Here is a 25,487-nt window from a genome sequence, read left to right on the forward strand (position 1 = left end):
GCTTTCTCCCAGTGAAAGGTTTCGCTGTTTGCATCCCCGGTGTACAGAACGCTTGACGCGCTCTGGAAGGACGCCTTAAATAAATAACCGGTTGGTTACATAAATCTCACTCTAGTCCAGCTCGAGATCGAAAACAACCCACCGTTCATTGCTCACCGGAAAGGAAAAAAACAATGCAACTTTCTGAGATTCACCTGCAGATTCGCGACGTCGCCCGCCGCTTCGCCGATCAGACCGTGCGCCCCCTCGCCGAAAAGCTCGACCAGGAGGAAAGCTTCCCGGCCGCCCTGTATCGGCAAATGGGCGAATTGGGCTTGTTCGGAATCACCGTGCCCGATACCCAGGGCGGTGCCGGGCTGGACACCCTGGCCTACGCTCTGGTGATGGAAGAATTGTCGCGCGGCTATGCCTCGGTGGCCGACCAGTGCGGCTTGCTGGAATTGATCGGCACCCTGCTCTCGGTCCACGGCACTGCACACCAACAGGCGCGCTACCTGCCCGAACTGCTCAGCGCACATAAGCATCCGGCTTATTGCATTACCGAAGCCGAAGCCGGCTCTGATGTGTCAGGTATCCGCACCACGGCCGTGCGTACCCCCAACGGCTGGACACTCAACGGTTCCAAGTTGTGGATTCACAACGCACCGATCGCCGACCTGGCGTTCGTGCTGGCACGCACCGACCCTGAGGCAGGCAAGCGCGGCATGAGCATTTTCATCGTCGACTGCCACTTGCCAGGCGTATCCAAAGGCCCTAAAGAACACAAGATGGGCCAGCGAGCTTCCCAGGTGGGCGGCCTTAACTTCGACGATGTCGAATTGACCGAAGACGCACTGCTGGGCCAGGAAGGCCGCGGTTTCCACATCATGATGAGCGCGCTGGACAAAGGCCGCGTGGGCATCGCGTCACTGGCGGTGGGCATTGCCCAGGCCGGCCTTGAAGCCGCACTGGAATACGTGCCGCAACGCAAACAGTTCGGCAAGCCGATCGCCGACAACCAAGGTTTGCAATGGATGCTCGCCGACATGGCCAAGGACATTCGTGCAGCGCGGTTGCTGGTACAGGATGCTGCACAGCGCCTGGACGCCAATGACAACGCCACCATCGCTTGCTCGATGGCCAAATGTTTCGCTGCGGACGTGGCGGTCGCACAAACGGCCAATGCCGTGCAGATGTTCGGCGGCAGCGGCTTCATTCGCGGTTTTGAGGTAGAACGGCTGTACCGGGACGCCAAGATCACCCAGATCTACGAAGGCACCAACCAGATCCAGCGCACCATCATCGCTCGTGAACTGCTGACCCAGGGAGCCCGCTCATGAGTTCCCGCCCGACTGCACTGGTCACCGGTGCACGGGGTGGCATCGGGCGCGCCTCGGCGGTTGGACTGGCCCGCGCGGGTTTTGACCTGGCCCTGGTCGACCTGCAAGTGGACGAGGCCCTGCAAGCCACCCTGCAAGCGGTGACCGAGCTGGGGGCCAACGCCGCCGTGCTGGCGGGCGACATTGCCGTGATCGAACGGCACGAGGCCCTGCTCGACGCTGCCCAGGCAGCAATCGGGCCGTTGTCCTGTCTGATCAACAATGCTGGCGTCTCGGTCGCCAGCCGCGGTGACCTGCTGGATGTCAGCCCGGAAAGCTACGACCGCTGCCAGCGGGTGAACACCCGTGGCACGTTCTTCCTGACCCAGGCATTCGCCCGCCGTTTGCTCACCTACAAACCGACAGGGATGCATCGCTGCATCGTCACCGTCACCTCCTCCAACGTGCATGCGGTGTCGGTGCTGCGCGGCGAATACGGCATCTCCAAGGCGGGCCTGTCCATGGCATCGCGCCTATTCGCGGTACGCCTGGCCGATGAGGGCATCGGCGTATACGAGGTACAGCCGGGACTGATCGCAACGGAAATGACCGCGCCATCGAAAGCACGCTACGACGCAGAGATCGAACGTGGCCTCACGGCGATCAAGCGCTGGGGTACGCCCGAGGACGTAGCCACGGTGATTACCACCATGGCCAGTGGTGGCCTGCCCTACACCGTCGGCCAGGCCGTGCCCGTCGACGGCGGCCTGTTGATTCCAAAATTCTGACCTGCCGGAGACCCTGCCATGTCACTGACTATCCAATTGCCAACGTTCGACCAGGGCAAGACTGCGCCCTACTCGCTGGTCGGCACGGCGCTGCCGATCATTCCAAAGCTCGCCAGCAATCATCGCATCGCGCTCAGCGCAGCCCATGTGGTGGCCGATCCTCTGGCACCTCGACACTCCGGGGCCGCGGCACCGATCGACTGGGAACGTACGCTCCATTATCGGCGCTTTCTGCTGGAACAGGGCCTGGGAATCGCCGAGGCCATGGACACCGCCCAGCGTGGCATGGGCCTGGACTGGCCAACGGCACTGGAACTGATCCAGCGCACGCTGGAGGAGACACGCGACATCAAGGGCGCAGTGATCTTTTCCGGCTGTGGCACCGATCACCTGGCCGCCAGCGACGCCCGCACGCTGGACGACGTGCTGCGCGCCTACGACCAGCAACATCAGGCCATCGGCAAACTGGGCGGGCGCATTATCCTGATGGCCAGCCGTGCCCTGGCGCGCGTGGCCAAAGGCCCGCAAGACTATCGTCAGGTTTACCGCAATGTACTGGGCGATGCCCAGACACCTGTCATCCTGCATTGGCTGGGTGACATGTTCGACCCCGCCCTGCAGGGTTACTGGGGCAACACCGGGTTTGAAGCAGCGCTGGACACCTGCCTGGAGATCATTCACGAAAACGAAAGCAAGATCGACGGCATCAAGCTGTCGTTGCTCGACAAGGACAAGGAAATCGCCCTGCGCCGCCGGCTTCCGGCATCGGTGAAAATGTACACCGGCGATGACTTCAACTACCCCGAACTGATCGAGGGCGATGAACAGGGCCATTCCCACGCATTGCTTGGCATTTTCGATGCCATCGCCCCAGCCGCTTCCCAGGCGCTGACTGCCCTGGAACAAGGCGACCGGGCGCGCTACAACGCGCTGCTCGCTCCCACCTTGCCGCTGGCGCGACTGATCTTCAGTGCGCCAACCCAGTACTACAAGACGGGCGTCGTGTTCCTGGCCTGGCTCAATGGTCATCAGGATCACTTCACCATGCTCGAAGGGCATCAGGCGATGCGTCCACTGCACTATTTCTGCGAGGTGTTCCGATTGGCCGACCAGGCCGGGCTGCTGAGCAATCCGGAACTGGCCATCTCGCGCCTGCAGCAATGGCTGAAAGTGCACGGCGTCAACCCGTAGCCACGGGCCCGGGCCTCATGGCCCGGGCGATCTTTCCCAGGAGAAAACGATGCCCCTACGTCCCTTGGTCAATCGACTGGATCTGTGTTCGATCAACACCGCAACCCTCGGCCACCGCTTGCCCATCCAGAAAACCCTGGACCTTATCGCCAAGGCGGGATTTGGTGCCGTCGCGCCGTGGCGGCGAGACATGGAAGGCCAGGACCTGAGTGCCGTTCGCCGGCAATTGCGCGACAGCGGCCTGAAGGTCAACGCCTACTGCCGGTCCACCTACCTCACTGCTCGCGATACCAAGGGCTTCAAGTCCGCACTGCTGGACAACTGCGCGGCTATCGCCGAGGCCTCGGAGCTTCAGGCCGAATGTTTCGTCATGGTCGTGGGGGGAATGCCAGAGGGTTCCAGGGACATTGCAGGCGCCCGCGCCCAGGTGGCCGAAGGCATCTCGATGCTACGCGACCAGGCCCGCTGTTATGGCGTGCCCCTGGCCCTTGAGCCCTTGCACCCGATGTACGCTGCCGACCGCTCATGCTTGTCCACGCTGGAACAGACGCTGGACCTGTGCGAACAAATCGAGCCGGACGGATTCCAGTCACTGGGTGTCGCCGTCGATGCCTACCATTGCTGGTGGGACCCAACACTTCACCAGCAGATCAAGCGTGCCGGTCGTCAGCAGCGCCTCCTCGGTCTGCACGTGTCGGACTGGCTTGTGCCCACCCGGGACATGCTGCTGGACCGGGGCATGATGGGCGATGGTGTGATCGACCTGCGTGGTTTGCGGCGCCACGTCGAAGCCGCGGGCTATCGGGGCCATGTTGAAGTGGAGATATTCTCGCGCGACCACTGGTGGACCGTCGATGAGGCACAGGTGCTGGAAACCTGCGCCCAACGTTTGCAGGACGTGTGCTGATCTGCTGCTTGCACGCACCGCCAAAACAATAAGAAACGAGGCCGCACCATGACCCACCCCTATCGCTGGAAGATTTGCGCGCTATTGTTTTTCGCCACCACCATCAACTACCTGGACCGCCAGGTGCTGGGGCTGCTCAAGCCCATGCTCGAACTGCAGTTCCATTGGAGCGAGACTGACTACAGCTACCTGGTCGTGGCCTTCCAGGCCTGCTATGCCGCCGGGCTGTTGCTGTTCGGCCGACTGATCGACCGCCTCGGCACCAAGCTCGGCTACGGGCTATGCCTGACGGTCTGGAGCCTGGCTGCCGTGGGCCACGCTGCGGCGCAATCAACCTTCAGCTTCATGATCATGCGTGCCCTCCTCGGGCTGGGGGAGTCCGGCAACTTTCCGGCGGCGATCAAGGCTGTGTCCGAATGGTTTCCCAAGAAGGAACGCGCCCTGGCGGTGGGCATCCTCACGGCCGGAACCAGTATTGGTGCCATTCTCGCGCCAGCCTGTGTGCCCTGGCTAGCGAGCCGCTACGGATGGCAGGCCGCGTTCGTGGTAACCGGGCTCACCGGCTTTGTCTGGCTGATCTTCTGGAAACTGTTCTACGACAAACCCGGCGCCCATCCGTGCGTATCCGTCACGGAACTGGCCTACATCAATCAGGACGCCAACGTGGAGCCCGAGCACGCCGTGAAATGGCGCACGTTGCTGACGTTGCGCACCACGTGGGCCTTCATCGCCGGCAAGTTCCTGACCGATCCCATCTGGTGGTTCATGCTGTTCTGGCTGCCCTCCTATTTCACCACGCGTTTCGGACTCAGCCTGGCTGACCTGGCACTGCCATTGATGGTCGTCTATTGCGCGACATCGGTAGGCAGTGTGATGGGCGGCTGGTTGTCCTCGCGCCTGATCGGCGCCGGATGGCCGGTACAGCGTGCCCGCCGCACCGCCATGCTGTGCATGGCGGTGCTGGTTACTCCGCTGGCGGGCTCCAGCTACATCGACAGCTTGTGGGCGATGGTGGCGCTGCTGAGCCTGGCTGCCGCCGCTCACCAGGGCTGGTCGGCGAACATTTTCACGACGGTAGCCGACAACTTTCCTCGCTCCCAGGTTGCTTCGGTCATGGGGATCGGCAGCACTGCCGGTTCGGTCGGCGGCATGATCTTTCCACTGATCATTGGCCTGGTACTTGACCACTACAAGGCTCTGGAACAGGTGAACCTGGGCTACAACATTCTCTTCATCCTGTGCGCGAGCGCCTACCTGTTGGCCTGGGTAGTCATGCGTGTGATCGATGGCACACGCCCTCCGGCCCCTCTCACCGCGCAATCAGCGGATACCCGTTTCACCCCGCATCAAACCCGCAATCCCTCAAGGTAATTCCCTAACCTGATACCTCTGGAGAACCACGCATGCAGCCGTCAACAAAAAGAAAACTCGGCCGAGTCAACCTGGAAGTCTCAAGCCTTGCGTTCGGCACCTCGCCGGTCGGCAACCTGTTCGCGCCCACCGATGAAGCCACTTCCGACGCCATGTTCCAGCGCGCCTGGGACGGTGGCGTGCGCCTGTTCGATACCGCGCCCATGTATGGCCATGGGCTGGCGGAACTGCGGACCGGGCATTCGTTGCGGTGGAAACCGCGCGACGAATTTGTCATTTCGTCCAAGGTCGGCCGGGTGCTGAAAGCCAAGCCTCGTGCGCAGATCGATTTCAGTCCGTGGAACAATGCCGCCCCCAACGAGATGATCTTCGACTACAGCTACGACGGCACCATGCGCTCGTTCGAAGACTCCCTGCAGCGTCTGGCGCTGGAGCGCATCGACATCTGCTTCATCCACGATATCGATGTGTTTACCCGCGGCGCCGATCAGCCTGAAGTGTTCGCACAGGCCATGAATGGTGCCTGGCGAGCGCTGGAATCGCTACGCGATCAGGGCGTGGTGAAGGCGATCGGGGTTGGCGTAAATGAATGGCAGGTGTGCCACGAAGCCTTGAAACGGCGTGACTTTGACTGCTTTCTGATGGCGGGCCGCTACACCCTTCTGGAACAGGAATCCCTGGATGCGTTTCTGCCGCTGTGTGAGGAACGGGGGGCCTCGGTGTTAATCGGTGGCGGTTTCAACTCCGGCATATTGGCCACCGGCGCTGTACCGGGCGCCCGCTACAACTATGCCCCCGCCCCTGCTGCGATACTGGAAAAGGTTCGAGCAATCGAAACGATCTGCCGGGAGTTTGAAGTGCCCCTCCCCGCCGCGGCCATGCAATTTGTGGTGGCCCACCCGGCCATCGCCTCTTTTGTTGCCGGCACCCGCACGCTGGATCAAATCGACAAAAACGTTGAATGGTTCAGCCATCCCATCCCCGGTGAATTCTGGATACGCCTCAAACAAGCCGCGTTAATCCGCGAAGACGCACCGACACCCGTCTGATCGGACAGCGCCGGCAAGGAAGCCGGCGCTTGATGCCTTTGATCGCTTCTCGATTGACCAAGCCTCACGCCCCTGGGAAAAGCAAACGCCAACCTTGCTCTCAAAAGAACAAGTACTGTTCGCTATCGGAAGTTTATCTCCGTTGCAGGCATCAATAGAGTGCACGCAGTCCCCGGTAATCCTTCTGTCGCTGGTTGCGCAGACAGGATACGAGCACTTCGATGTCGTCCATGTACCCGGCGAATGACTCAAGCACTTTACTGAATCCAGGCATACGTCGGACCAATCCGCCGCCATGCCCACTGCTGGAGATACACCATGAATCTGCAACTCACGGGCAAGACAGCCATCATTACCGGAGCCACGGCTGGCATTGGCTTGGCTATTGCGAAAACGCTGGCCAGCGAAGGTGTGATCGTCACCATCACCGGGCGCAGCGTTGACAAGCTCGATGATGCAGCAGCGCAGATCTCGACTGCAGCACCCGGCAGCAGCATCAAGACAATTGTTGCCGATGTGAGCGAAACCCAAGGTGTGGCCAGGCTCATCGAAGCACAGCCAGACGCCGACATTCTCGTGAACAACCTCGGTTTTTACGAAGCCAAGCCGTTCGCTGACATTACGGATGAAGACTGGTTTCGCATGATCGATGTCAACCTGATGTCGGGGGTGCGCCTGTCTCGCCACTATTTCCCTCGGATGCTCGCGAAGAACTGGGGCCGGGTGATATTCATGTCCAGCGAGGTCGGTGCATTCACCCCGCCGGACATGGTGCACTACGGCGTCAGCAAGTCGGCGCAGCTCGCCGTTTCCCGCGGAATGGCCGAGCTGACCAAGGGCACCGGTGTCACCGTCAATAGTGTGCTGCCAGCCGCTACTCGCTCGGAGGGCATCGTCAATTACCTCAGGCAGACCGCTCCGCGGGCAGGGATGACTGATACCGAAATAGAAGCGCACTTCTTCAACACCTACCGACCCAGCTCACTGATCGCCCGGATGATCGAGGCCGAAGAAGTTGCGGCGATGGTTGCCCTCCTGGCCAGCCCTCTGGGTGCCGCATCGAACGGTGCCGCTGTGCGTGTTGAGGGTGGCACCTTTCGCTCGATTCTCTGAGTAGAACGCCGGATATCAAACCTCGGCTTCGTTGCCCTTGTGCAAACCAACCTGACGTTGCCTGGTCGCACCGCAGCGGCTATCCGCTCAGTGCGGCCAGGTTATTTCATGCGCATCGCTTTACTGGATGCCACTCAACACCAACAACGGTGCTTCATCATGTCTCCTCGCCCGCTCTCCCTGACCACGCTCATGCTGGCCACGGCCATCACCTTCCTCCAAACCGCAAGTGCAGCCGATGGCGCTCGACTGGAGCGCTGGCGCAGTTACGCCGGCGTGAGTTGGGAGCCCGCAGTTGAAAACACGAGCGCAACGCCTTTCGCCGACTCGGTGAACGCCCCCATTGCCGGGTTGCATTTCGACAACCAAGGCAGGGCCTTTGTGAGCACGCCTCGCTTGGCGTCAGCATCCCTTACAGCAACGCTGAGCATACTGGACACCCGCGTGCAGACCGGCCCGGCTCGCCTGACAGCGTTCCCGTCGATACAAGCCAATGCCGTCGCGGGCTCTGCGGCAGACAGCCTGCGCAGCGTGCTTGGTTTTTATGTGGATAACCGCAACGGCTGGCTGTGGGCCCTGGACATGGGATTTGTCGCGGGTGAGTCTGAAGCACCCGCGAATTCTCAGAAGGTACTGGTACTCGACCTGAAGTCAGGACGCACGGTGAAACGCATTAAACTTGACCAGGTAGCCGACCGCGCTGGCAGCCTTCTCAATGACATCGTGGTCGATGAGCGCCGCCGCGTGGCCTATATATCAGATAGCGGCTCACGCAGTGCGCCGAACAACAAGGTGGGCCTGATTGTTGTGGATTTCGCCTCGGGCACGTCACGGCGTGTATTGGACAAGCACCCGGCACTGGATGTGGAGCCCGGCGTGAATGTCATCGCTCACGGCGCAGAGGTGTGGCCAGGTAAACCACTGAAGATTGGTATCAACGGAGTTGCATTGTCTCCGGACGCCGACACTCTTTACTGGACGGTGACAACCGGCACCCGCGCCCATTCGATTCCAACCTCGATCCTGAGAAAACCCGACGCCACCACGGCACAGGTCGCAGCGGCCATTGAAGATCTGGGCCCGGTAGGCGGTAACACGGATGGGATCGTGACGGATGCCAAAGGCAATCTCTATATCACAGACGTCACACACAATGGCATCGTCAAGTATGACGCCCACACCAAAGTGATGGCATTGATTGCCGCAGATGACAATGTGCATTGGCCTGATACACCGTCCTTGATGCCCGACGGCGAACTGCTTTTTACATCAAGTGCGCTGAACGATCACCTCGCGGGCTCAGTCAAGCCCGGCGCTGAACGTTTTGACCTGTGGCGCCTCCTGTTAGGCGACCAAACGTCTCAGACAGGTTCGGCGCCTTAGGCTTACGCGAACCTCCGGAGCAACTGAGGAGAACACAATGAATCAACGCAGCCAACCGCCGCAGGACTCAGCGGCCAAGCGCATCCTGATCGGCTATCTCGGCCTATATCCGACGCTCTTGCTGGTCCTGACGTTACTGGGGCCGGTTACCCATGACTTGAGCTTTCCATTCATGGTGCTGGTGGAAGTCGCGGTTCTGGTTCCCGTGACCCAGCTCGTGTCTTTCCCACTCGTTCGGTGGCTGATTTCCCGGTTCAGTCTCGCCAGAACATAAGCCGCGTGCTCTAAGTGCGGCGCGACCTTCGGGCGAAGTTTGCCTCTGTCGGAGACCTCTTCCAGGCCTTCGGCCAGCAGATTACGCACGACACCCTTGGCGTCGGCGTTGGTCACGAGCAGATTTCACTTGGGCGTGATCGTGGAGGGCATTTCGCAGACATGAAAAAGCCCAACCTTTTCAGATTGGGCTTACTCATTGAAAAATATGGTCGGGACGGAGTGATTCGAACACTCGACCCCTAGCACCCCATGCTAGTGCGCTACCGGACTGCGCTACGCCCCGACTAGGCGTGTTACTGGGTTCGCTTCTTGACGAAGCGATCCGGAATATACCGCAAGCTTTTGAAATGTGGAAGTATTTTAAAAGCCGGAATTACTTTTTCAGAACCACCAGCACATCTTCGAGTTCGGAGATCATCTGGCGGATCAGTTGCTTGTATTGGGTGGTGTCGTCTTTGGCTTCATCACCGGACATGCGCTGGCGTGCGCCGCTGATGGTGAACCCTTGATCGTACAGCAACGCGCGGATCTGTCGGATCATCAGCACATCCTGGCGCTGATAATACCGACGGTTCCCGGTGCGTTTGACGGGGTTGAGTTGAGGAAACTCCTGCTCCCAATAGCGCAGCACGTGCGGTTTTACCGCGCAGAGCTCGCTGACTTCACCAATGGTGAAGTAGCGTTTGCCTGGGATGACGGGTAGCTCGTCGTTATGACTTGGTTCCAGCATAAGCCTCAACTCGGGCCTTCAACTTCTGCCCTGGACGAAAGGTGACCACACGGCGAGCCGTGATCGGGATTTCTTCTCCCGTTTTTGGATTGCGGCCAGGCCGCTGGCGTTTGTCCCGCAGGTCAAAATTGCCGAAACCGGACAATTTGACCTGTTCGTTGTCTTCCAGAGCGTGTCTGATCTCTTCAAAAAACAGCTCGACCAATTCCTTGGCCTCGCGCTTGTTCAGACCCAACTCTTCGTACAGACGTTCCGCCATCTCAGCTTTCGTCAAAGCCCCCATACGTCACTTCCTTAACGTGGCGTTCAACCTTTGTTCGAGCGAGGTGAGGATATTTTGTGTCGTGGTATTCACCTCATCGTCATTAAGAGTGCGCGATGGATGCTGCCAGGTCAAGCCAACTGCAAGGCTTTTTCTATGCGGATCAATACCTTTACCCTGATAGACGTCAAATAGCCTGAGGTCTGTCAGCCATTCCCCTGCATTTTCACGGATTACATCCAGAACGGCAGTGGCGGCCACTTCGCGGTCGGCAATCAACGCCAGGTCACGACGCACTTCAGGGAAGCGCGACAGCTCGCTGAATTTAGGCATTTTGCCCGAAGCGACTTCAGCCAGAACCAGCTCGAAGACGAAAACCGGACGGTCAAGACCCAACGTTTTCGAGAGTTCAGGGTGAATTGCGCCGATGAAGCCCACCAAGCGCCCTTCGCGCTCGATGCGGGCCGTCTGGCCCGGGTGCAACGCCGGGTGGCTGCCAGGTACGAAGGTGAACGCATCCAGAGCACCGGCAAAGCCCAGTACCGCTTCCACGTCAGCCTTGACGTCAAAGAAGTCCACGGCATCGCGACCCTGTGCCCAACCTTCCGGCAGGCGGCTACCGCACACCACGCCAGCCAGCATTGGCTCTTGCTTCAGGCCGTCGAGTTGGCCGACGAAGCGCAGGCCGCTTTCGAACATGCGCACGCGGTCTTGCTGACGGTTCAGGTTATGGGAAAGTGCTTTCACCAGGCCAGGCCACAGCGACGAACGCATGGCTGCCATGTCGTTGGAAATCGGGTTGGCCAGCAGCAGCGGCTCGACACCTGGATTGAACAGCTCGAACTGCTTGGGATCAATGAAGCTGTAGGTCACTGCTTCCTGGTAACCACGAGCGACCAGCAAACGACGCAGCTCAGGCAGGTGCGCACGCGCTTCGGCCTTCGGCTGTGGCGCCAGGCGCGCTTGCGGGTAACGGACCGGCAGACGGTTGTAACCGTAGAGGCGGGCCAGTTCTTCGATCAGGTCGACTTCCAGGCTGATATCGAAGCGATGGCTTGGTACTTCAACGTGCCACTGCCCTTCCCCACTTGAGGAAATACCCAGGCCGAGGGCGGACAGCAGTTGCTCGATTTCAGCCGGCGCGATCACCAGGCCGAGCATCTGCTCGACACTTTTGGCGCGCAGGGTGATCGGCGCAACGGACGGCAGGTACTGCTCGTTGACGGTTTCAGTGATCGGGCCAGCTTCGCCACCGGTGATTTCCAGCAGCAGGCCTGTGGCGCGCTCCATGGCTTCACGCGCCAGCTTCCAGTCCACGCCGCGCTCATAGCGGTGCGATGCATCGGTGTGCAGCCCGTAGGAACGGGCCTTGCCGGCGATAGCGATCTGGTCGAAGAAGGCACTTTCAAGGAACACGTCACGGGTGGTCTCGGACACACCGCTGTGCTCGCCACCCATTACGCCGGCAATCGCCAGGGCACGGGAGTGGTCAGCGATGACCAGGGTGTCGGCACGCAGGCTGACTTCCTGACCATCGAGCAGCACCAGCTTCTCGCCCTCTTCGGCCATGCGTACACGGATGCCGCCGTTGATTTCGGCGAGATCGAACGCGTGCAACGGTTGACCCAGCTCCAGCATCACGTAGTTGGTGATGTCGACGGCAGCGTCGATGCTGCGTACGTCGGCGCGACGCAAGCGCTCAACCATCCACAGCGGGGTGGGCTTGGACAGGTCGACGTTGCGGATCACACGGCCCAGGTAACGCGGGCAGGCGTTTGGCGCCAGCACGTCAATCGGGCGTACTTCGTCGTGCACAGCCGGCACGGCGGCAACGGCTGGACGAGTGACCGGAGCGTTGTACAACGCACCCACTTCACGCGCCAGGCCGGCCAGGGACAGGCAGTCGCCGCGGTTCGGGGTCAGGTCGACCTCGATGCTGGCGTCTTCCAGTTCCAGGTAAACACGGATGTCCTGGCCCACTGGCGCATCGGCCGGCAGTTCCATCAAGCCATCGTTGCCCTCGCCTACCTGCAGCTCCGCCTGGGAGCACAGCATGCCGTTGGACTCAACGCCGCGCAGCTTGGCTTTCTTGATCTTGAAGTCGCCCGGCAGCTCGGCACCGATCATGGCGAACGGAATCTTCAGGCCCGGGCGCACATTGGGCGCTCCGCACACGACCTGGAAGGTTTCCACACCATTGCTGACCTGGCACACACGCAACTTATCGGCATCAGGGTGTTGCTCGGTGCTCAGCACCTCGCCCACCACCACGCCACTGAAGACACCGGCGGCCGGGGTAACGCTATCGACCTCAAGACCGGCCATCGACAGACGCGCAACCAGCGCGTCGCGATCTACCTGCGGGCTTACCCAGCCACGCAGCCATTGTTCACTGAATTTCATCCTGCTCTCCTAAAGATTCGTTACGACTAGCGAAATTGCGCGAGGAACCGCAAGTCGTTGTCGAAGAACAGACGCAAGTCGTTCACGCCGTAACGCAGCATGGCCAGACGCTCAACGCCCATGCCGAAGGCAAAGCCCGAGAATTCTTCCGGGTCGATCCCGGACATGCGCAGCACGTTAGGGTGAACCATGCCGCAGCCCATCACTTCCAGCCAGCCGGTCTGCTTGCAGACGCGGCAGCCTTTACCGCTGCACATCACGCATTCCATGTCGACTTCAGCGGAGGGCTCGGTGAACGGGAAGAACGAAGGACGGAAACGCACCGCCAGCTCCTTCTCGAAGAACACCCGCAGGAACTCTTCGATGGTGCCCTTGAGGTCGGCGAAGTTGATGTCGCGATCAACCAGCAGGCCTTCGACCTGGTGGAACATCGGCGAGTGGGTGATATCGGAGTCGCTACGGTACACACGGCCTGGGCAGACGATGCGGATCGGCGGCTTGTTCGCTTCCATGGTGCGGACCTGTACCGGCGAGGTATGGGTGCGCAGCAGCATGTTCGCATTGAAATAGAAAGTGTCGTGCATCGACCGGGCTGGGTGATGGCCTGGGATGTTGAGCGCTTCGAAGTTGTGATAGTCGTCTTCGACCTCAGGGCCTTCGGCGATGCCGTAGCCAATATGGGTGAAGAACTGCTCGATACGTTCCAGAGTCCGGGTGATCGGATGCAGACCGCCCGAGGCCTGGCCACGGCCAGGCAAGGTGACGTCAATGGACTCGGCGGCGAGCTTGGCCGCAAGATCGGCCTCCTCGAGCGACGCCTTGCGCGCATTGAGAACCTCTGTGACACGCTCCTTGGCGACGTTGATCAACGCACCGACTTGCGGGCGCTCTTCAGCCGGCAAATTCCCCAGGGTCTTCATCACCTGAGTCAATTCACCTTTTTTGCCAAGGTAGTGAACCCGGATTTGCTCCAGGGCATTTACATCTTCAGCGCTTTGCACAGCCTCAAGGGCTTGAGCGACGAGCGCGTCCAGGTTTTCCATGTACAGACTCCAGATACAAAATAGGGGAAGAGCTTGAAGGCTCTTCCCCTATTTATGACGTTTAACACCTTGGGCTACAGCGTAACCCAGGGTGACTGTCGGGGGTACTTAAGCCAACGTGGCTTTAGCTTTCTCGACAATCGCAGCAAACGCCGCTTTTTCGTTCACTGCCAGATCAGCCAGAACCTTACGGTCGATCTCGATGGACGCTTTTTTCAGGCCGGCGATGAAACGGCTGTAGGACAGACCGTTAACACGTGCACCAGCGTTGATACGAGCGATCCATAGAGCGCGGAACTGACGTTTTTTCTGACGACGGTCACGGTAGGCGTATTGGCCTGCCTTGATTACCGCTTGCTTGGCAACACGGAATACGCGTGAACGCGCGCCGTAGTAGCCTTTAGCAAGTTTCAGAATTTTTTTGTGACGTTTACGGGCAATGACGCCACGCTTTACACGAGCCATGAGTTACTTCCTCTATTCTTGATCCAAAAATTAACGAAGGCGCAGCATGCGCTCGACTTTTGCCACGTCAGACGGATGCAGCAAGCTGCTACCGCGCAGTTGACGCTTACGCTTGGTCGACATTTTGGTCAGGATGTGGCTCTTGAAAGCGTGCTTGTGCTTGATACCGTTAGCAGTTTTCAGAAACCGCTTAGCAGCACCACTTTTAGTCTTCATCTTTGGCATGTTCGGATACTCCGCATTCAGTTGATAAACATAATCAGAAGGCCTGCCGTGCCCTGTTGATTACTTCTTCTTTTTCGGGGCGATGACCATGATCAGCTGGCGTCCTTCCATCTTAGGATGCTGTTCGACCGAACCGTACTCAAGCAGGTCAGCTTCAACCCGCTTGAGGAGTTCCATCCCCAGCTCCTGGTGGGCCATCTCACGGCCGCGGAATCGCAAGGATACCTTGGCCCTGTCCCCATCACTCAGGAAACGTACCAGGTTGCGCAGTTTTACCTGGTAATCCCCTTCCTCCGTCCCTGGACGAAACTTGATTTCTTTTACTTGAATCTGCTTTTGGTTCTTCTTCGCCGCAGCAATCTGCTTCTTCTTTTCGAAGATCGACTTGCCGTAGTCCATCACCCGGCAAACAGGCGGGACTGCGTCGGCGGAGATTTCCACCAGGTCCAATTTGGACTCTTCAGCGATACGAAGCGCTTCATCAATCGAGACGATGCCAATCTGCTCGCCGTCAGCGCCAATTAACCGAACCTCGCGTGCCGAGATATTCTCGTTGATCGGGGCTTTCGGTGCAGCTCGTTTATCTTGTCTCATTTCACGCTTAATAATAATTACTCCGAATCTGGGCGACCACGCCGGGAAACCGCTTGCGCGAGGAACTCAGCGAACTGGGCGACGGGCATCGAGCCCAGGTCAGCACCTTCACGAGTACGCACAGCGACAGTCTGCATCTCGACTTCCCGATCTCCGATAACCAAAAGATAGGGAACCTTGAGCAAAGTATGCTCGCGGATTTTAAAGCCGATCTTTTCATTTCTCAAGTCGGACTTGGCACGAAATCCGCTTTCGTTGAGTGTTTTTTCAACTTCAGCGGCAAAATCTGCCTGTTTATCAGTGATATTCATGATCACTGCCTGGGTCGGAGCCAGCCACGCAGGGAACGCACCCTCGTAGTGCTCGATCAGGATCCCGACGAACCGTTCGAACGAGCCGAGGATCGCCCGGTGCAGCATAACCGGGTGTTTACGGCTGTTGTCTTCGGAGACGTATTCGGCTCCCAGACGGATCGGCAGGTTAAAATCGAGCTGCAGGGTACCACACTGCCAGACGCGACCAAGGCAATCTTTCAGCGAGAACTCGATCTTCGGACCGTAGAACGCGCCCTCACCCGGCTGCAGGTCATACGCGAGGCCCGCGCTGTCCAGTGCTGCGGCCAGTGCAGCTTCGGCGCGATCCCACAGCTCGTCGGAGCCGACGCGCTTTTCCGGACGAGTGGACAGCTTCATTTCGACTTCGGTAAAGCCGAAATCGCGATAAACGTCCATGGTCAACTTGATGAATGCGGCGGATTCGGCCTGCATCTGCTCTTCGGTGCAGAAGATGTGGGCGTCGTCCTGGGTAAAGCCACGCACACGCATGATGCCGTGCAGCGCACCCGATGGCTCGTTACGGTGGCAGGCACCGAACTCGGCCAGGCGCATCGGCAACTCGCGGTAGCTCTTCAGACCCTGGTTGAAGACCTGCACGTGGCATGGGCAGTTCATCGGCTTGATGGCGTAGTCGCGGTTTTCCGACTGGGTGGTGAACATGTTGTCGGCGTAGTTGGCCCAGTGCCCGGATTTCTCCCACAGGCTACGGTCAACGACCTGAGGCGTCTTGATCTCCAGGTAGCCGTTCTCGCGCTGGACCTTGCGCATGTACTGCTCGAGCACCTGGTACAGGGTCCAGCCGTTCGGGTGCCAGAACACCATGCCCGGCGCTTCTTCCTGGAGGTGGAACAGGTTCAGGCGCTTGCCGATCTTGCGATGGTCACGTTTCTCGGCTTCTTCGATGCGCTGGATGTAGGCCGCCAGCTGCTTCTTGTCAGCCCAGGCAGTGCCGTAGATCCGTTGCAGTTGCTCGTTCTTCGCGTCGCCACGCCAGTAGGCACCGGACAGCTTGGTCAGCTTGAACGACTTGAGGAAGCGCGTGTTCGGCACGTGCGGGCCACGGCACATGTCGACGTATTCTTCGTGGTAGTACAGGCCCATGGCCTGCTCGTCCGGCATGTCTTCCACCAGGCGCAGCTTGTAGTCTTCACCACGGGCGGTGAACACATCGATCACTTCGGCGCGCGGCGTGACTTTCTTGATCACGTCGTAATCTTTTTCGATCAGCGCGTGCATGCGCTGTTCGATGGCGGCCAGGTCGTCCGGGGTGAAAGGACGCTCGTAGGCGATGTCGTAATAGAAGCCTTCTTCAATGACCGGACCGATCACCATCTTCGCGGTGGGGTACAGCTGCTTGACCGCATGGCCAATCAGGTGCGCGCAAGAGTGGCGAATGATCTCCAGCCCCTCTTGATCCTTGGGCGTGATGATTTGCAGGCTGGCGTCACTGGTGATCAAGTCGCTGGCGTCGACGAGCTTGCCGTCGACCTTGCCGGCCACGGTGGCCTTGGCCAGGCCTGCACCAATGGATGCGGCGACCTCGGCTACGGAAACCGAATGATCGAATGAACGTTGACTGCCGTCGGGAAGAGTAATAGTTGGCATGGCGCCTCCTCTCCTAGTGGTGACCCCTACCAAAGGTCACGTGGGTTGGGATGAGCCAGTACAAGATCCAATACCAGGCCGTTCAGTGATGAACGCCTGCCTTACAGCGGCAGGAGCCTTTCGGCCAACCGATAATCGAACCAGAGTGACTGGAGTGAGCTAAAAAAGAACCTGGCAAGGCGGCAACTGGCACGCCTGGAAATAGCCAAGCGCAAGATGCTAGCACAGATGAACGGTCATCGCGGCGCTGCTATCTTGCGTAACGACAAAATCCGGCCTTTATAGCTGCAAAAGTGAACTTGAGCTGTACGCAATGCCTCAAACCCACTGAGAATCGCCGTTCGTCCTCGACCCAAAGGAGCATCCTCATGATGCGTTTTACCTCTACCCTCGCTCTCGCCGTTTCCCTGACCCTCCTTTCCCTTGGCACGCAGGCAGCAGCCCCGTCGAACTGGCCAGCCGGTGCTCGCGACAGCTTCGTCAGCGATTGCAGCGCAGCCGCCAGCCAGAACGTAGACGTCAAAACTGCCAAAGCCCACTGCGAATGTGGCGCTGACAAGATCAACGCCGAATTGAGCACCGCCGAAATCAAAGAGCTCATGACCAACCAGAACGCCAGCCCGGAGCTTAAAAACAAAGCCGTCGCGGCCATTTCGTCCTGCAAAGTCGTGAAGAAAAAGTAAGATCTGCCACTGATCACACGGCTTTTTTACGGGTAAAACAGCCCAAAAACTGCCATTTCTCACAAATTACGCAGCTTTTACGGGTTTTTTTACCAGTTGATATTTCGAACCAAAGCCCCGTAGATCGGGGCTTTCAGCCGAAAAGGGTACTAAACGCAACGCTATTGATTAGCAAACAATGCCTTGGGGGGGCTCCCAAGCCGAACATTTCGACTATGATAGCCCAGTGTGCCCAGTTGGCCTGAGCAGCACAGCACTACTGAAAATATATGTTTCTTGGAGATACACCATGTCTAATCGCCAAACCGGCACCGTTAAATGGTTCAACGATGAAAAAGGCTTCGGCTTCATCACTCCTCAAGGTGGCGGTGACGACCTGTTCGTACACTTCAAAGCTATCGAAAGCGACGGTTTCAAAAGCCTGAAAGAAGGCCAAACCGTTTCCTTCGTGGCTGAGAAAGGCCAAAAGGGTATGCAAGCTGCACAGGTTCGCGGCGAGTAATTCTCCGCTGAGCTAAAAAAACCCCGTCCATGTGACGGGGTTTTTTATGGGCGCTGCAAAAGCCAAAAAAGGCTTAGCCGCAATTGACGCGCGTGATCACCAGGTTGTCGTCGGTGTTCAGGTTCAGGCGGTCGGAGCGGTATTCCAGGGTGATCATATCGTTAGGCTTGAGGATCCGTGCGTTCTGCGCACCGGCACGGGTACGCGCCTGCTCCAGCAACTGGGGCGACGCTTTCTGGCCGATGGTGAATTCGGCGGCCTTCGACTCACAGCGGCTATGACCGGCATCGGCCACGGCGGCGTCTTTGGCTGGCTCAGAGGCACCCGGGGTGCTGCAACCCGCCAACGCGAGTGCTGCCAACAAAGTACCGAATGATGCGAGCTTCCAAGGCATGAAGCCTCCTATGATAAAAAATGGACAGAGATCGTGCGACAGCGATTGGGCGGATTGGTTTCAAGACGTAAACCGCCGCTGGGCAAGTCTGCCTGACTCTCGAGAGGCATTCGCCCGGTCAATCGTGACCAGATATGAATGTGTTCAGTAGATGTCGATGTAGTCGGACGCCGGCTTCGGCCAGTTTTCGTTCAGTGCATTGAAAATCTGCGTCACCCAGACTTCATCGCTGGCAGCCACATTGCCTACGTATCCGGACCCCTTGGCCCAGGTCTCCAGACGAAACAGCAGCCCGTCGATGTCCACGCCACCTACGACCCTCCCTGAGGAGATATAGGCGATCCCGGCCTTGTTCACCCGCAACTGGGCATGTTCGCCGTCACTGGCGCTGGCGAGAAGCTGTCGGACATTCGCCAGCGTCAGGTTCTCGGGGTTGTTCAAGTCGATCTGCACGCGGTGTTCCCCGGCAATTAAACAGGCGGACAGTGTCGCACAGCACCGCCGTCATTCCGAATCGCCTCATGCCTAAGTATCAGTGCCAAATACGATGCAAAATGGTTAACTGGCCCGGTAAGAACCGCGTTCCAGCGCATTGCCCAGCACTTTCAGCCCCACGAGATATCCATGACCACCGTAACGCTTCAAGCCGACATCAAAGCCAAGTGGCCCCAAGGACAGAGCTCCTACAGCCCTGGAAGCCCAGAGGAATTGGCGATCATTGGTATCGACCTACTGGTCAAGGAACTGGGCACACAAGCGGCGCAAGCGTTCATCGGCCAGATATTCGAGAAATACCCGGCCGATCACATGGGGGCACACGACCCCGAGCGCGAATAAGAACCGGCCGGCGAACGCCGACCGGTCAACCCATTATTTCAGACGCGCCAGGCGCTCGGTCAGCAGATCGAAGAAGCCCTGGGCATCGCCGTTCTCCACCCAGAACGCATTCTTCGGTTGTTTCAGGCCGTCGTACCAGTCGACGATGGTCTGGCCGAAAGTCGGGCCTTCACGGCTGTCCACTACCACGTTGACTTCACGGCCACTGAACAGCGAAGGCTTGAGCAGGTAAGCAACGACGGTAGCGTCATGCACCGGGCCGCCTGGAATACCGTAGTGTTCCATGTCGCCCTTGACGTACTCGTTGAGAATATCGCCAACGACCTTGCTTGCGTTGTTCTTGAGGTCGGCGATCTTTTTCAGGCGCGTTTCGCTGGTCAGTACCTTGTGGGTCACGTCCAGCGGCAGGTAGGTCAGCTTGACGCCACTCTTGAGCACAATCTCGGCCGCGACCGGGTCGGCGAACAGGTTGAACTCCGCCACCGGCGTGATATTGCCGCCGTTGAAATGAGCACCGCCCATCACCACCACTTCCTTGATGCCTTGGGTGATTTCCGGTGCCTGGGTCAGCGCCAGCGCCAGGTTGGTCTGTGGGCCGAGCATGGCGATGGTGATGCTGTGTGGCTTGGCGGTGCTCAGGGTCTTGACCAGGTAGTCAACGGCATTGCCGTCAGCCAGGCCTTTTTTGGGCTCGTGCACAGTGACGCCGGAAATACCTTCCTTGCCGTGAATGTTCTCGGCGTAGATCGGCGTGCGCAGCAGTGGCGCTGGCGCACCGGCGTACACCGGAATGTCCTCGCGCCCTGCCCACTCGCGGGCCAGACGGGCGTTACGGGAGGTCTTGTCCAGGCGCACATTGCCGGCGACGGTGGTCAGCGCACGAATGTTCAGCTCCTCCGGAGAGGCCATGGCGAACAGCAATGCCACCACGTCATCGGCACCTGGGTCGGTGTCGATGATCAGGTCGATTTTTTCCGCCGCCTGGGCGCTTGCAGCAGTGAGTGCGGACAAGAGCAGAACACTCCGGAACAGGTTTTTCAGGGTTGGGAGACCACGTTGCATAAAACACTCCTTGTCGTTGGGAATTCTAGAACGTTACGCCGGACACCAGCGCGATATTGCAGTAAGGCTGGCACTCGCCGGTGCGCACCACGGCGCGCGCCTTGTGGCTGAGCTGCTTGAACTCTTCATGGCTGACCAGCCGCCGTTCACCAAGAGCGGCCTGCTCTGTGAGCGTATTGAGCTCGGCCAGCGCCGCTGGTTGCTTGAGCAGGATTTCTTCCGCCAGCACGTGGCGCTCCACCTGCATTTCGCTGAGCACGACACGCAAGGTGCTGATGAAATCCGGAATGCCCTGGGTCAACGCCAGGTCAATCAACTCGACGCCCGGCGGCACTGGCAGGCCAGCGTCACCGATCACCAGGATGTCACCATGGCCAAGAGAGGCGATGACACGCGACAGGGCGATATTGAGCAAAGGTGTCTTTTTCATGAGGGCACAAAACCTTGTACGTCGTGCAGCGTTGGAATAGAGGGTTGCGCGCCGGCGCGGGTGACCGACAGCGCGGCAGCGACCTGGCCAAAACGAATGGCCTCGGCCTCGCTTTTGCCATTGGCCAGTGCCGCAGCAAAACCACCGACGAAAGTATCGCCCGCCGCTGTGGTGTCGACCGCCTTGACCTTCGGCGCCAGCAGGTGCTCGAAGCCCTGGCCATCAGTAAACAGCGCCCCCTGGGAGCCCAAGGTGATGATGACTTTGCCGGCACCCGCCTGGATAAGCTGGGTCGCCGCGACCTTGGCACTGTCAAGGGAGTCGACCGTCACGCCGCTCAGTGCGGTGGCTTCGCTTTCATTGGGAATCAGGTAGTCGATCGAGGCATACCACTCGGCCGGCAACGGAGCGCTGGCCGGAGCCGGGTTGAGGATCACGGTCTTGCCCAGCTCACGACCGCGCTTGAGGGCATGGCCCACCGTATTCATCGGCACTTCCAGCTGGCAGACGATCACATCAGCCGCTTGCAGCACCGCGTCAAACGCCTGCAACGAGGCTGGCGTCAGTTCGCCGTTACTGCCCGCAACAATCACAATCGCGTTCTGGCTGCTGTCATCGACCACGATCAGGGCCACGCCGCTGGAGCCGTCCACGGTACTGACGGCCTGGCAATCGATGCCCTCCACCAGCAACGCGTCTCGCAATTGGGCGCCGTAGGCATCGGTACCGACACAGCCAATCATCGAGACATCGGCCCCCAGGCGTGCCGAGGCCACCGCCTGGTTGGCGCCCTTGCCGCCGGGCACGGTGGAAAACGTCTGACCGATCAAGGTCTCACCGGCACGCGGCAGCCGGCTGGCGCGGGTCACCAGGTCCATGTTCAAGCTGCCTACTACCACTACTTTTGCTGGCATACATCAGTACTCATCAATTCGGTTCAGCGGTATTGGGCGAACGTACCGGCGACAGGCGCCGTCGACTCACGCAATACGATGCTCGGCGTCACGATGCGTTGATCGATCGGCAGTTGGGGTGTCGCAATTCTTCGCAGCAACAGCTCGGCCGCCGTCTCGCCCAGTTGCACGATCGACTGCCCGACCGTGGTCAACGCCGGGTAGACGTACCGGCCCATTTGAATGTCATCGAAACCGATCACCGACAGCTCGCCCGGCACACGAATATTGCGCTCTGCTGCTGCGCGCAACACGCCGAAACCAATCATGTCGTTGCTGGCGAAGATCGCACTGGGCGGGTTGTGCGCCAGCAACTGCACGGCAGCGGCATACCCGCCGGTGCTGGTGAAGTCGCTTTCCTGGGTGCGATTGGCCGCCACCTCCACGCCCGCCTCGCGCAACGCACGGTGATACCCCGCCAGGCGCATTTGCGCGACACGGGTACGGGCCGGGCCGCCAATGCAGGCGATGTCGCGGTGGCCCAGTTCGAGCAAGTGCCGAGTCGCCAGGTAGGCACCTTCCTCGTGATCGATACGCACAAGGTCCACGTCAATGCCGTCCAGCGCCCGGTCGACGATCACCATCGGCGTGCGCACCGCGCTCAAGCCGGCGGCCAGGCCGCTGTCGTCGCCGCCGACCGAGGTCACGATCAAGCCGTCGATACGCTTCTCCAATAACACGCGCAAATAGCTGCGTTGCTTTTCAGCGTTGTCGTCGGAGTTGCAAAGGATCACGCAGTAGCCGTTACGCTCGCAGTAATCCTCGATGCCGCGGGCCAGCTCCGCAAAATACGGGTTGAGGCTGTTGGGCACCAGCAGACCAATGGTGGCAGTGGTCTTGGCCTTGAGCGAACGCGCGACGGCACTGGGCACATAGTCGAGCTGCTTGATCGCCGCCTCGACCTTGATGCGCACCGGCTCGCTGACCGGGCGCGTCTTGTTCACCACATGGGACACCGTCGTGTAGGAAATACCTGCAAGCGCTGCCACATCCTTGATCGTTGCCATGGTTCAGCCTCGCCGACTGGCGCGCTGGCTGCGGTAGGTATCGAGGACCACGGCAATCACGATCACGGCACCGGTGATGATGCGCTTCGTGGGTTCCGTGGCACCGATCTGCGCCAGGCCAGCCGCCAATACCGAAATAATCAACACACCAAAAAAGGTACTGATCACCGAGCCACGCCCGCCCATCAGGCTGGTGCCGCCGATCACTACGGCCGCGATCACTTGCAGTTCCAGGCCGGAACCGGCATTCGGATCCGCCGCTTCCAGGCGCGAAATCTGAAACAGCGCCGCCACACCGGCCAGCAGGCCCATGAGGCTGAACACCAGGATCTTGTACGGCTTGGGATTGATCCCCGCCAGGCGCACGGCCTCTTCGTTGGTGCCGATACCGATCAGGTAACGACCAAACACCGTGCGGGTCAATACCAGTTGCGCGGCGATGATCACCAGCAAGGCAATGATGAATGATGGCGAGATGCCAAAGGCAATCGGGTTGGACAGCCAGGCGAACGAATCACCGATGTAAGCGGTGCGCGAGCCGGTCATCTGGTACGCCACGCCACGGGCCATTTCCAGCACGCCGAGGGATACGATGAACGACGGAATACGCCAAGCCACGGTGATCGAGCCGGTGATGGTACCGGCCAATGCCGCGCAGCCCATGCCCAGCACGGCAGCTGGCAACACGCTCCAGCCCCAGCCGAGAATCGCCACGCTGACCGCCGACGCCGCCAGTGCGAGTACCGAGCCCACCGACAGGTCGATACCGCCGATGATCAGGATGAAGGTCATGCCCACCGCCAGTACCATCAGGTCCGGAATCTGGTTGGCCAGGGTGCTGAAGGTGTCATAGGACAGGAAGTGATCGCTGAGCACAGAGAACAGCGCAATCATCGCCAGCAAGGCGCCCGCCAGGCCCAGGTAGGTGCCCAGGCCGTAGAAGTTGCCGCCAGTCTTGCCGGGGGAAGTTGTGGTTTTCATGGGGTATCCCTAAGCACTGCGTCGTTGAGCAGCGCATCACGTTTCTGATAGCCGGCGAAGGCGGCGGCGAGCAATTCGTCCTGGGTCCAGCTGTCGCGCTCGAACGTCTCGATCAAGCGCCCGGCGGACAACACGCCGATGCGGTCACAGATCAGCATGAGTTCACGCAGATCGCTGGACACCACCACCAGCGCTTTGCCCTGGCGGGTCAATTCGCCCAGCAAGGCATAAATATCGAATTTGGCACCGACGTCGATGCCGCGGGTCGGCTCGTCGAACAGCATCACCGAACAGTCGCGCTCCAGCCAGCGGCCGATCACCACCTTCTGCTGGTTACCGCCGGACAGTTCGGAAACCAACTGCGCCGGGCTGGAACTGCGGATGCGCATGGCATCGATCTGACGCTTGGCCAAGGCCGTTTCGTCGCGACTGTTGACCACGCCGCCGCCGGAGATTTCCGGCATGTTACCCAAGGCAATGTTGGCGCTGATGGATTGGGTCAGCAGCAGGCCTTCGCCTTTGCGGTCTTCGGTGATCAGCGCAATGCCATGACCCACCGCATCCACGGGCGAGCGAATGCTCACTACCTGGGCCGGCGAGCCGAGCGCCACCGTGCCGCTGTCGGCCAGGTCGGCGCCGAAGATCAGGCGCAACAACTCGGTGCGACCGGCGCCGATCAGGCCGGAGATGCCATAGATCTCGCCTGCGCGCACTTCGAAGGACACATCGCGCACCTTGTCCGAGCGCGTCAAGCCTTTCACCGTCAGGGCCGGGCCACCGATCGTGCGCGGGCCCAGGTCGATGTGTTCGCCCAGCTCGCGACCGACCATCAAGGTCACCAGTTGCTCGCTGTTGTAGTTGGCCATCGGCTCGACACAGACCAGCTTGCCGTCGCGCAGTACCGCAATGCGCTGGGCAACACGGGCCAGCTCTTCCAGCCGGTGCGAAATGTAGATGATCGCCACGCCCCGGGCCTGCAGGCGGGTGATTTGCTCAAACAGCATCTCGACTTCACGCGCCGTGAGCATGGCCGTGGGTTCGTCGAGGATCAGTACATGACAATCGCCGATCAGGTTACGGGCGATCTCGACCATCTGCTGATGACCAATGCCCAGGCTGCCAACCAGCGTGTCGGGGTCGATGGCGTCCAGGCCGACCTGGGCCATGGCCTCGATCGCGGCCTTGCGCAGTTGCTTGCGACTGATCCAGCCACAGTGGCTGGGCAGGTTATCCAGGAACAGGTTTTCGGCGACGGTCAGCGTCGGCAGCAGGTTAAGCTCCTGCATGACCATGCGCACGCCCAGCTCTTCGGCCTGGGTGCGGCTGCCGGGGCGGTAGTCCTGGCCATTGAACTGCATGTGCCCGGTGGTCGGCGTGACCAGCCCGCCGATGATCTTCGACAAGGTACTTTTGCCTGCGCCGTTCTCACCGGTCAGCGCGAGCACTTCCCCGCGATTGAGCGTCAGGGTGATGTCGGACAGAACCGGTTGGGCATAGGTCTTGCCGATACCGCTGACCGAGAGGACAGCGTTCGGGGCGGAAGATGACATAGGAAAATCTCCAGGCGCCCGCTCAGGACGAGCGGACGCTGTTGGGTACT

At 59.8% G+C, this 25,487-nt stretch carries 28 protein-coding genes and 1 tRNA gene; 12 read left to right on the forward strand and 17 right to left on the reverse strand.

The features are described 5' to 3' along the window. Window positions 1-173: 173 nt before the first annotated feature. From BM70_RS0120990 to BM70_RS0121030, 9 genes are all read left to right on the forward strand, one after another. Complete coding sequence (locus BM70_RS0120990) at window positions 174-1,319, forward strand: acyl-CoA dehydrogenase family protein (protein ID WP_025857820.1); 1,146 nt, start codon at window positions 174-176, stop codon at window positions 1,317-1,319. Next, window positions 1,316-2,086, forward strand: coding sequence for a 3-ketoacyl-ACP reductase (locus BM70_RS0120995; protein ID WP_025857821.1), 771 nt, complete (start codon window positions 1,316-1,318; stop codon window positions 2,084-2,086). Before BM70_RS0120990 ends, BM70_RS0120995 begins: the two co-directional genes overlap by 4 nt. Window positions 2,087-2,104: 18 nt before the next feature. After that, the gene (locus tag BM70_RS0121000; protein WP_025857822.1) at window positions 2,105-3,277 is read left to right on the forward strand and encodes a dihydrodipicolinate synthase family protein; all 1,173 of its coding nucleotides are present in this window, start codon (window positions 2,105-2,107) and stop codon (window positions 3,275-3,277) included. Between the two features lie 49 nt (window positions 3,278-3,326). After that, window positions 3,327-4,184 carry a sugar phosphate isomerase/epimerase gene (locus BM70_RS0121005; protein ID WP_025857823.1) on the forward strand — a complete coding sequence of 286 codons (858 nt, stop codon included), beginning with the start codon at window positions 3,327-3,329 and terminating at the stop codon, window positions 4,182-4,184. Between the two features lie 48 nt (window positions 4,185-4,232). Next, window positions 4,233-5,555 carry an MFS transporter gene (locus tag BM70_RS0121010; protein WP_025857824.1) on the forward strand — a complete coding sequence of 441 codons (1,323 nt, stop codon included), beginning with the start codon at window positions 4,233-4,235 and terminating at the stop codon, window positions 5,553-5,555. A 32-nt stretch (window positions 5,556-5,587) separates the two neighbouring features. Continuing rightward, a complete protein-coding gene (locus BM70_RS0121015; protein WP_025857825.1) occupies window positions 5,588-6,604 on the forward strand; it encodes an aldo/keto reductase in 1,017 nt (338 codons plus the stop codon). A gap of 318 nt (window positions 6,605-6,922) precedes the next feature. Then, window positions 6,923-7,717: an SDR family NAD(P)-dependent oxidoreductase gene (locus BM70_RS0121020; RefSeq protein ID WP_025857826.1), complete on the forward strand. Its 795-nt coding sequence runs from the start codon at window positions 6,923-6,925 to the stop codon at window positions 7,715-7,717. 108 nt (window positions 7,718-7,825) lie between these two features. Beyond that, window positions 7,826-9,100, forward strand: a complete 1,275-nt coding sequence (locus BM70_RS0121025; protein WP_218187295.1) for an L-dopachrome tautomerase-related protein — start codon at window positions 7,826-7,828, stop codon at window positions 9,098-9,100. A 37-nt stretch (window positions 9,101-9,137) separates the two neighbouring features. Next, window positions 9,138-9,374 (forward strand): hypothetical protein, encoded by a 237-nt coding sequence (locus BM70_RS0121030; protein ID WP_025857828.1) that lies wholly within the window; start codon window positions 9,138-9,140, stop codon window positions 9,372-9,374. A gap of 208 nt (window positions 9,375-9,582) precedes the next feature. Here the strand turns inward: BM70_RS0121030 and BM70_RS0121035 are convergent. The 9 genes from BM70_RS0121035 to thrS form a co-directional block, all read right to left on the reverse strand. After that, window positions 9,583-9,659 (reverse strand) — tRNA-Pro (locus tag BM70_RS0121035). 90 nt (window positions 9,660-9,749) lie between these two features. Then, window positions 9,750-10,106: a MerR family transcriptional regulator gene (locus BM70_RS0121040; protein ID WP_003174972.1), complete on the reverse strand. Its 357-nt coding sequence runs from the start codon at window positions 10,104-10,106 to the stop codon at window positions 9,750-9,752. Beyond that, complete coding sequence (gene ihfA / locus BM70_RS0121045) at window positions 10,087-10,389, reverse strand: integration host factor subunit alpha (protein ID WP_002553164.1); 303 nt, start codon at window positions 10,387-10,389, stop codon at window positions 10,087-10,089. Before ihfA ends, BM70_RS0121040 begins: the two co-directional genes overlap by 20 nt. 3 nt (window positions 10,390-10,392) lie before the next feature. Then, window positions 10,393-12,771: a phenylalanine--tRNA ligase subunit beta gene (gene pheT / locus BM70_RS0121050; protein WP_025857829.1), complete on the reverse strand. Its 2,379-nt coding sequence runs from the start codon at window positions 12,769-12,771 to the stop codon at window positions 10,393-10,395. A 26-nt stretch (window positions 12,772-12,797) separates the two neighbouring features. Further along, on the reverse strand, window positions 12,798-13,814 hold the full coding sequence (pheS, locus tag BM70_RS0121055) for a phenylalanine--tRNA ligase subunit alpha (protein ID WP_003192486.1): 1,017 nt from the start codon (window positions 13,812-13,814) through the stop codon (window positions 12,798-12,800). Between the two features lie 108 nt (window positions 13,815-13,922). Next, the gene (rplT, locus tag BM70_RS0121060) at window positions 13,923-14,279 is read right to left on the reverse strand and encodes a 50S ribosomal protein L20 (protein ID WP_002553161.1); all 357 of its coding nucleotides are present in this window, start codon (window positions 14,277-14,279) and stop codon (window positions 13,923-13,925) included. 30 nt (window positions 14,280-14,309) lie between these two features. Then, window positions 14,310-14,504 carry a 50S ribosomal protein L35 gene (rpmI, locus tag BM70_RS0121065; protein WP_002553160.1) on the reverse strand — a complete coding sequence of 65 codons (195 nt, stop codon included), beginning with the start codon at window positions 14,502-14,504 and terminating at the stop codon, window positions 14,310-14,312. 60 nt (window positions 14,505-14,564) lie between these two features. Then, the gene (infC, locus tag BM70_RS0121070; protein WP_169850653.1) at window positions 14,565-15,116 is read right to left on the reverse strand and encodes a translation initiation factor IF-3; all 552 of its coding nucleotides are present in this window, start codon (window positions 15,114-15,116) and stop codon (window positions 14,565-14,567) included. Then, entirely contained in the window at window positions 15,116-17,038 is a 1,923-nt protein-coding gene (thrS, locus tag BM70_RS0121075; RefSeq protein ID WP_025857830.1) for a threonine--tRNA ligase, read from the reverse strand. The genes infC and thrS overlap by 1 nt, the downstream gene beginning before the upstream one ends. Window positions 17,039-17,406: 368 nt before the next feature. On the opposite strand from thrS, the gene BM70_RS0121080 reads away from it, so the two are divergent. Both BM70_RS0121080 and BM70_RS0121085 read left to right on the forward strand, forming a co-directional pair. Continuing rightward, complete coding sequence (locus BM70_RS0121080; RefSeq protein WP_025857831.1) at window positions 17,407-17,721, forward strand: hypothetical protein; 315 nt, start codon at window positions 17,407-17,409, stop codon at window positions 17,719-17,721. 289 nt (window positions 17,722-18,010) lie between these two features. Further along, complete coding sequence (locus BM70_RS0121085) at window positions 18,011-18,223, forward strand: cold-shock protein (RefSeq protein WP_003234260.1); 213 nt, start codon at window positions 18,011-18,013, stop codon at window positions 18,221-18,223. Window positions 18,224-18,296: 73 nt separating this feature from the next. Here the strand turns inward: BM70_RS0121085 and BM70_RS0121090 are convergent, their stop codons facing one another. Further along, the gene (locus tag BM70_RS0121090; RefSeq protein WP_025857833.1) at window positions 18,297-18,617 is read right to left on the reverse strand and encodes an I78 family peptidase inhibitor; all 321 of its coding nucleotides are present in this window, start codon (window positions 18,615-18,617) and stop codon (window positions 18,297-18,299) included. A gap of 144 nt (window positions 18,618-18,761) precedes the next feature. After that, window positions 18,762-19,070, reverse strand: coding sequence for a hypothetical protein (locus tag BM70_RS0121095; protein WP_025857834.1), 309 nt, complete (start codon window positions 19,068-19,070; stop codon window positions 18,762-18,764). Window positions 19,071-19,241: 171 nt separating this feature from the next. Here BM70_RS0121095 and BM70_RS0121100 point away from each other — a divergent pair, with 171 nt between their 5' ends. Continuing rightward, window positions 19,242-19,454, forward strand: coding sequence for a hypothetical protein (locus tag BM70_RS0121100; RefSeq protein ID WP_010209115.1), 213 nt, complete (start codon window positions 19,242-19,244; stop codon window positions 19,452-19,454). Window positions 19,455-19,487: 33 nt separating this feature from the next. Here BM70_RS0121100 and BM70_RS0121105 read toward each other — a convergent pair whose 3' ends face one another. Genes BM70_RS0121105 through BM70_RS0121130 form a run of 6 tightly spaced genes read right to left on the reverse strand, consistent with a single transcriptional unit; the run spans window position 19,488 to window position 25,437 of the window. Next, a complete protein-coding gene (locus BM70_RS0121105; protein ID WP_025857835.1) occupies window positions 19,488-20,516 on the reverse strand; it encodes a nucleoside hydrolase in 1,029 nt (342 codons plus the stop codon). Window positions 20,517-20,541: 25 nt separating this feature from the next. Next, complete coding sequence (gene rbsD, locus BM70_RS0121110) at window positions 20,542-20,946, reverse strand: D-ribose pyranase (protein WP_025857836.1); 405 nt, start codon at window positions 20,944-20,946, stop codon at window positions 20,542-20,544. Then, a complete protein-coding gene (gene rbsK, locus BM70_RS0121115) occupies window positions 20,943-21,860 on the reverse strand; it encodes a ribokinase (RefSeq protein WP_025857837.1) in 918 nt (305 codons plus the stop codon). The genes rbsD and rbsK overlap by 4 nt, the downstream gene beginning before the upstream one ends. 23 nt (window positions 21,861-21,883) lie before the next feature. Then, on the reverse strand, window positions 21,884-22,906 hold the full coding sequence (locus BM70_RS0121120; protein WP_025857838.1) for a LacI family DNA-binding transcriptional regulator: 1,023 nt from the start codon (window positions 22,904-22,906) through the stop codon (window positions 21,884-21,886). 3 nt (window positions 22,907-22,909) lie between these two features. Beyond that, window positions 22,910-23,887 (reverse strand): ABC transporter permease, encoded by a 978-nt coding sequence (locus tag BM70_RS0121125; RefSeq protein ID WP_010209107.1) that lies wholly within the window; start codon window positions 23,885-23,887, stop codon window positions 22,910-22,912. Further along, window positions 23,884-25,437 carry a sugar ABC transporter ATP-binding protein gene (locus BM70_RS0121130; protein WP_025857839.1) on the reverse strand — a complete coding sequence of 518 codons (1,554 nt, stop codon included), beginning with the start codon at window positions 25,435-25,437 and terminating at the stop codon, window positions 23,884-23,886. Before BM70_RS0121130 ends, BM70_RS0121125 begins: the two co-directional genes overlap by 4 nt. Window positions 25,438-25,487: the final 50 nt, after the last annotated feature.

This window comes from Pseudomonas sp. CHM02, from assembly GCF_000612585.1.
GTDB lineage: Bacteria > Pseudomonadota > Gammaproteobacteria > Pseudomonadales > Pseudomonadaceae > Aquipseudomonas.

Excerpts from the sequence above, each read along its gene's own strand:
- BM70_RS0121090 (WP_025857833.1), bottom strand. The coding sequence starts at position 18,617 with ATGCCTTGGAAGCTCGCATCATTCGGTACTTTGTTGGCAGCACTCGCG.
- BM70_RS0121100 (WP_010209115.1), top strand. The coding sequence starts at position 19,242 with ATGACCACCGTAACGCTTCAAGCCGACATCAAAGCCAAGTGGCCCCAA.
- BM70_RS0121105 (WP_025857835.1), bottom strand. The coding sequence starts at position 20,516 with ATGCAACGTGGTCTCCCAACCCTGAAAAACCTGTTCCGGAGTGTTCTG.
- BM70_RS0121005 (WP_025857823.1), top strand. The coding sequence starts at position 3,327 with ATGCCCCTACGTCCCTTGGTCAATCGACTGGATCTGTGTTCGATCAAC.
- BM70_RS0121040 (WP_003174972.1), bottom strand. The coding sequence starts at position 10,106 with ATGCTGGAACCAAGTCATAACGACGAGCTACCCGTCATCCCAGGCAAA.
- BM70_RS0121080 (WP_025857831.1), top strand. The coding sequence starts at position 17,407 with ATGATGCGTTTTACCTCTACCCTCGCTCTCGCCGTTTCCCTGACCCTC.
- BM70_RS0120990 (WP_025857820.1), top strand. The coding sequence starts at position 174 with ATGCAACTTTCTGAGATTCACCTGCAGATTCGCGACGTCGCCCGCCGC.
- thrS (WP_025857830.1), bottom strand. The coding sequence starts at position 17,038 with ATGCCAACTATTACTCTTCCCGACGGCAGTCAACGTTCATTCGATCAT.
- BM70_RS0121030 (WP_025857828.1), top strand. The coding sequence starts at position 9,138 with ATGAATCAACGCAGCCAACCGCCGCAGGACTCAGCGGCCAAGCGCATC.
- rbsD (WP_025857836.1), bottom strand. The coding sequence starts at position 20,946 with ATGAAAAAGACACCTTTGCTCAATATCGCCCTGTCGCGTGTCATCGCC.
- BM70_RS0121015 (WP_025857825.1), top strand. The coding sequence starts at position 5,588 with ATGCAGCCGTCAACAAAAAGAAAACTCGGCCGAGTCAACCTGGAAGTC.
- BM70_RS0121010 (WP_025857824.1), top strand. The coding sequence starts at position 4,233 with ATGACCCACCCCTATCGCTGGAAGATTTGCGCGCTATTGTTTTTCGCC.
- BM70_RS0121000 (WP_025857822.1), top strand. The coding sequence starts at position 2,105 with ATGTCACTGACTATCCAATTGCCAACGTTCGACCAGGGCAAGACTGCG.
- BM70_RS0121130 (WP_025857839.1), bottom strand. The coding sequence starts at position 25,437 with ATGTCATCTTCCGCCCCGAACGCTGTCCTCTCGGTCAGCGGTATCGGC.
- BM70_RS0120995 (WP_025857821.1), top strand. The coding sequence starts at position 1,316 with ATGAGTTCCCGCCCGACTGCACTGGTCACCGGTGCACGGGGTGGCATC.
- rpmI (WP_002553160.1), bottom strand. The coding sequence starts at position 14,504 with ATGCCAAAGATGAAGACTAAAAGTGGTGCTGCTAAGCGGTTTCTGAAA.
- BM70_RS0121025 (WP_218187295.1), top strand. The coding sequence starts at position 7,826 with ATGCGCATCGCTTTACTGGATGCCACTCAACACCAACAACGGTGCTTC.
- pheT (WP_025857829.1), bottom strand. The coding sequence starts at position 12,771 with ATGAAATTCAGTGAACAATGGCTGCGTGGCTGGGTAAGCCCGCAGGTA.
- pheS (WP_003192486.1), bottom strand. The coding sequence starts at position 13,814 with ATGGAAAACCTGGACGCGCTCGTCGCTCAAGCCCTTGAGGCTGTGCAA.
- BM70_RS0121085 (WP_003234260.1), top strand. The coding sequence starts at position 18,011 with ATGTCTAATCGCCAAACCGGCACCGTTAAATGGTTCAACGATGAAAAA.
- rplT (WP_002553161.1), bottom strand. The coding sequence starts at position 14,279 with ATGGCTCGTGTAAAGCGTGGCGTCATTGCCCGTAAACGTCACAAAAAA.
- rbsK (WP_025857837.1), bottom strand. The coding sequence starts at position 21,860 with ATGCCAGCAAAAGTAGTGGTAGTAGGCAGCTTGAACATGGACCTGGTG.
- BM70_RS0121020 (WP_025857826.1), top strand. The coding sequence starts at position 6,923 with ATGAATCTGCAACTCACGGGCAAGACAGCCATCATTACCGGAGCCACG.
- BM70_RS0121125 (WP_010209107.1), bottom strand. The coding sequence starts at position 23,887 with ATGAAAACCACAACTTCCCCCGGCAAGACTGGCGGCAACTTCTACGGC.
- BM70_RS0121120 (WP_025857838.1), bottom strand. The coding sequence starts at position 22,906 with ATGGCAACGATCAAGGATGTGGCAGCGCTTGCAGGTATTTCCTACACG.
- ihfA (WP_002553164.1), bottom strand. The coding sequence starts at position 10,389 with ATGGGGGCTTTGACGAAAGCTGAGATGGCGGAACGTCTGTACGAAGAG.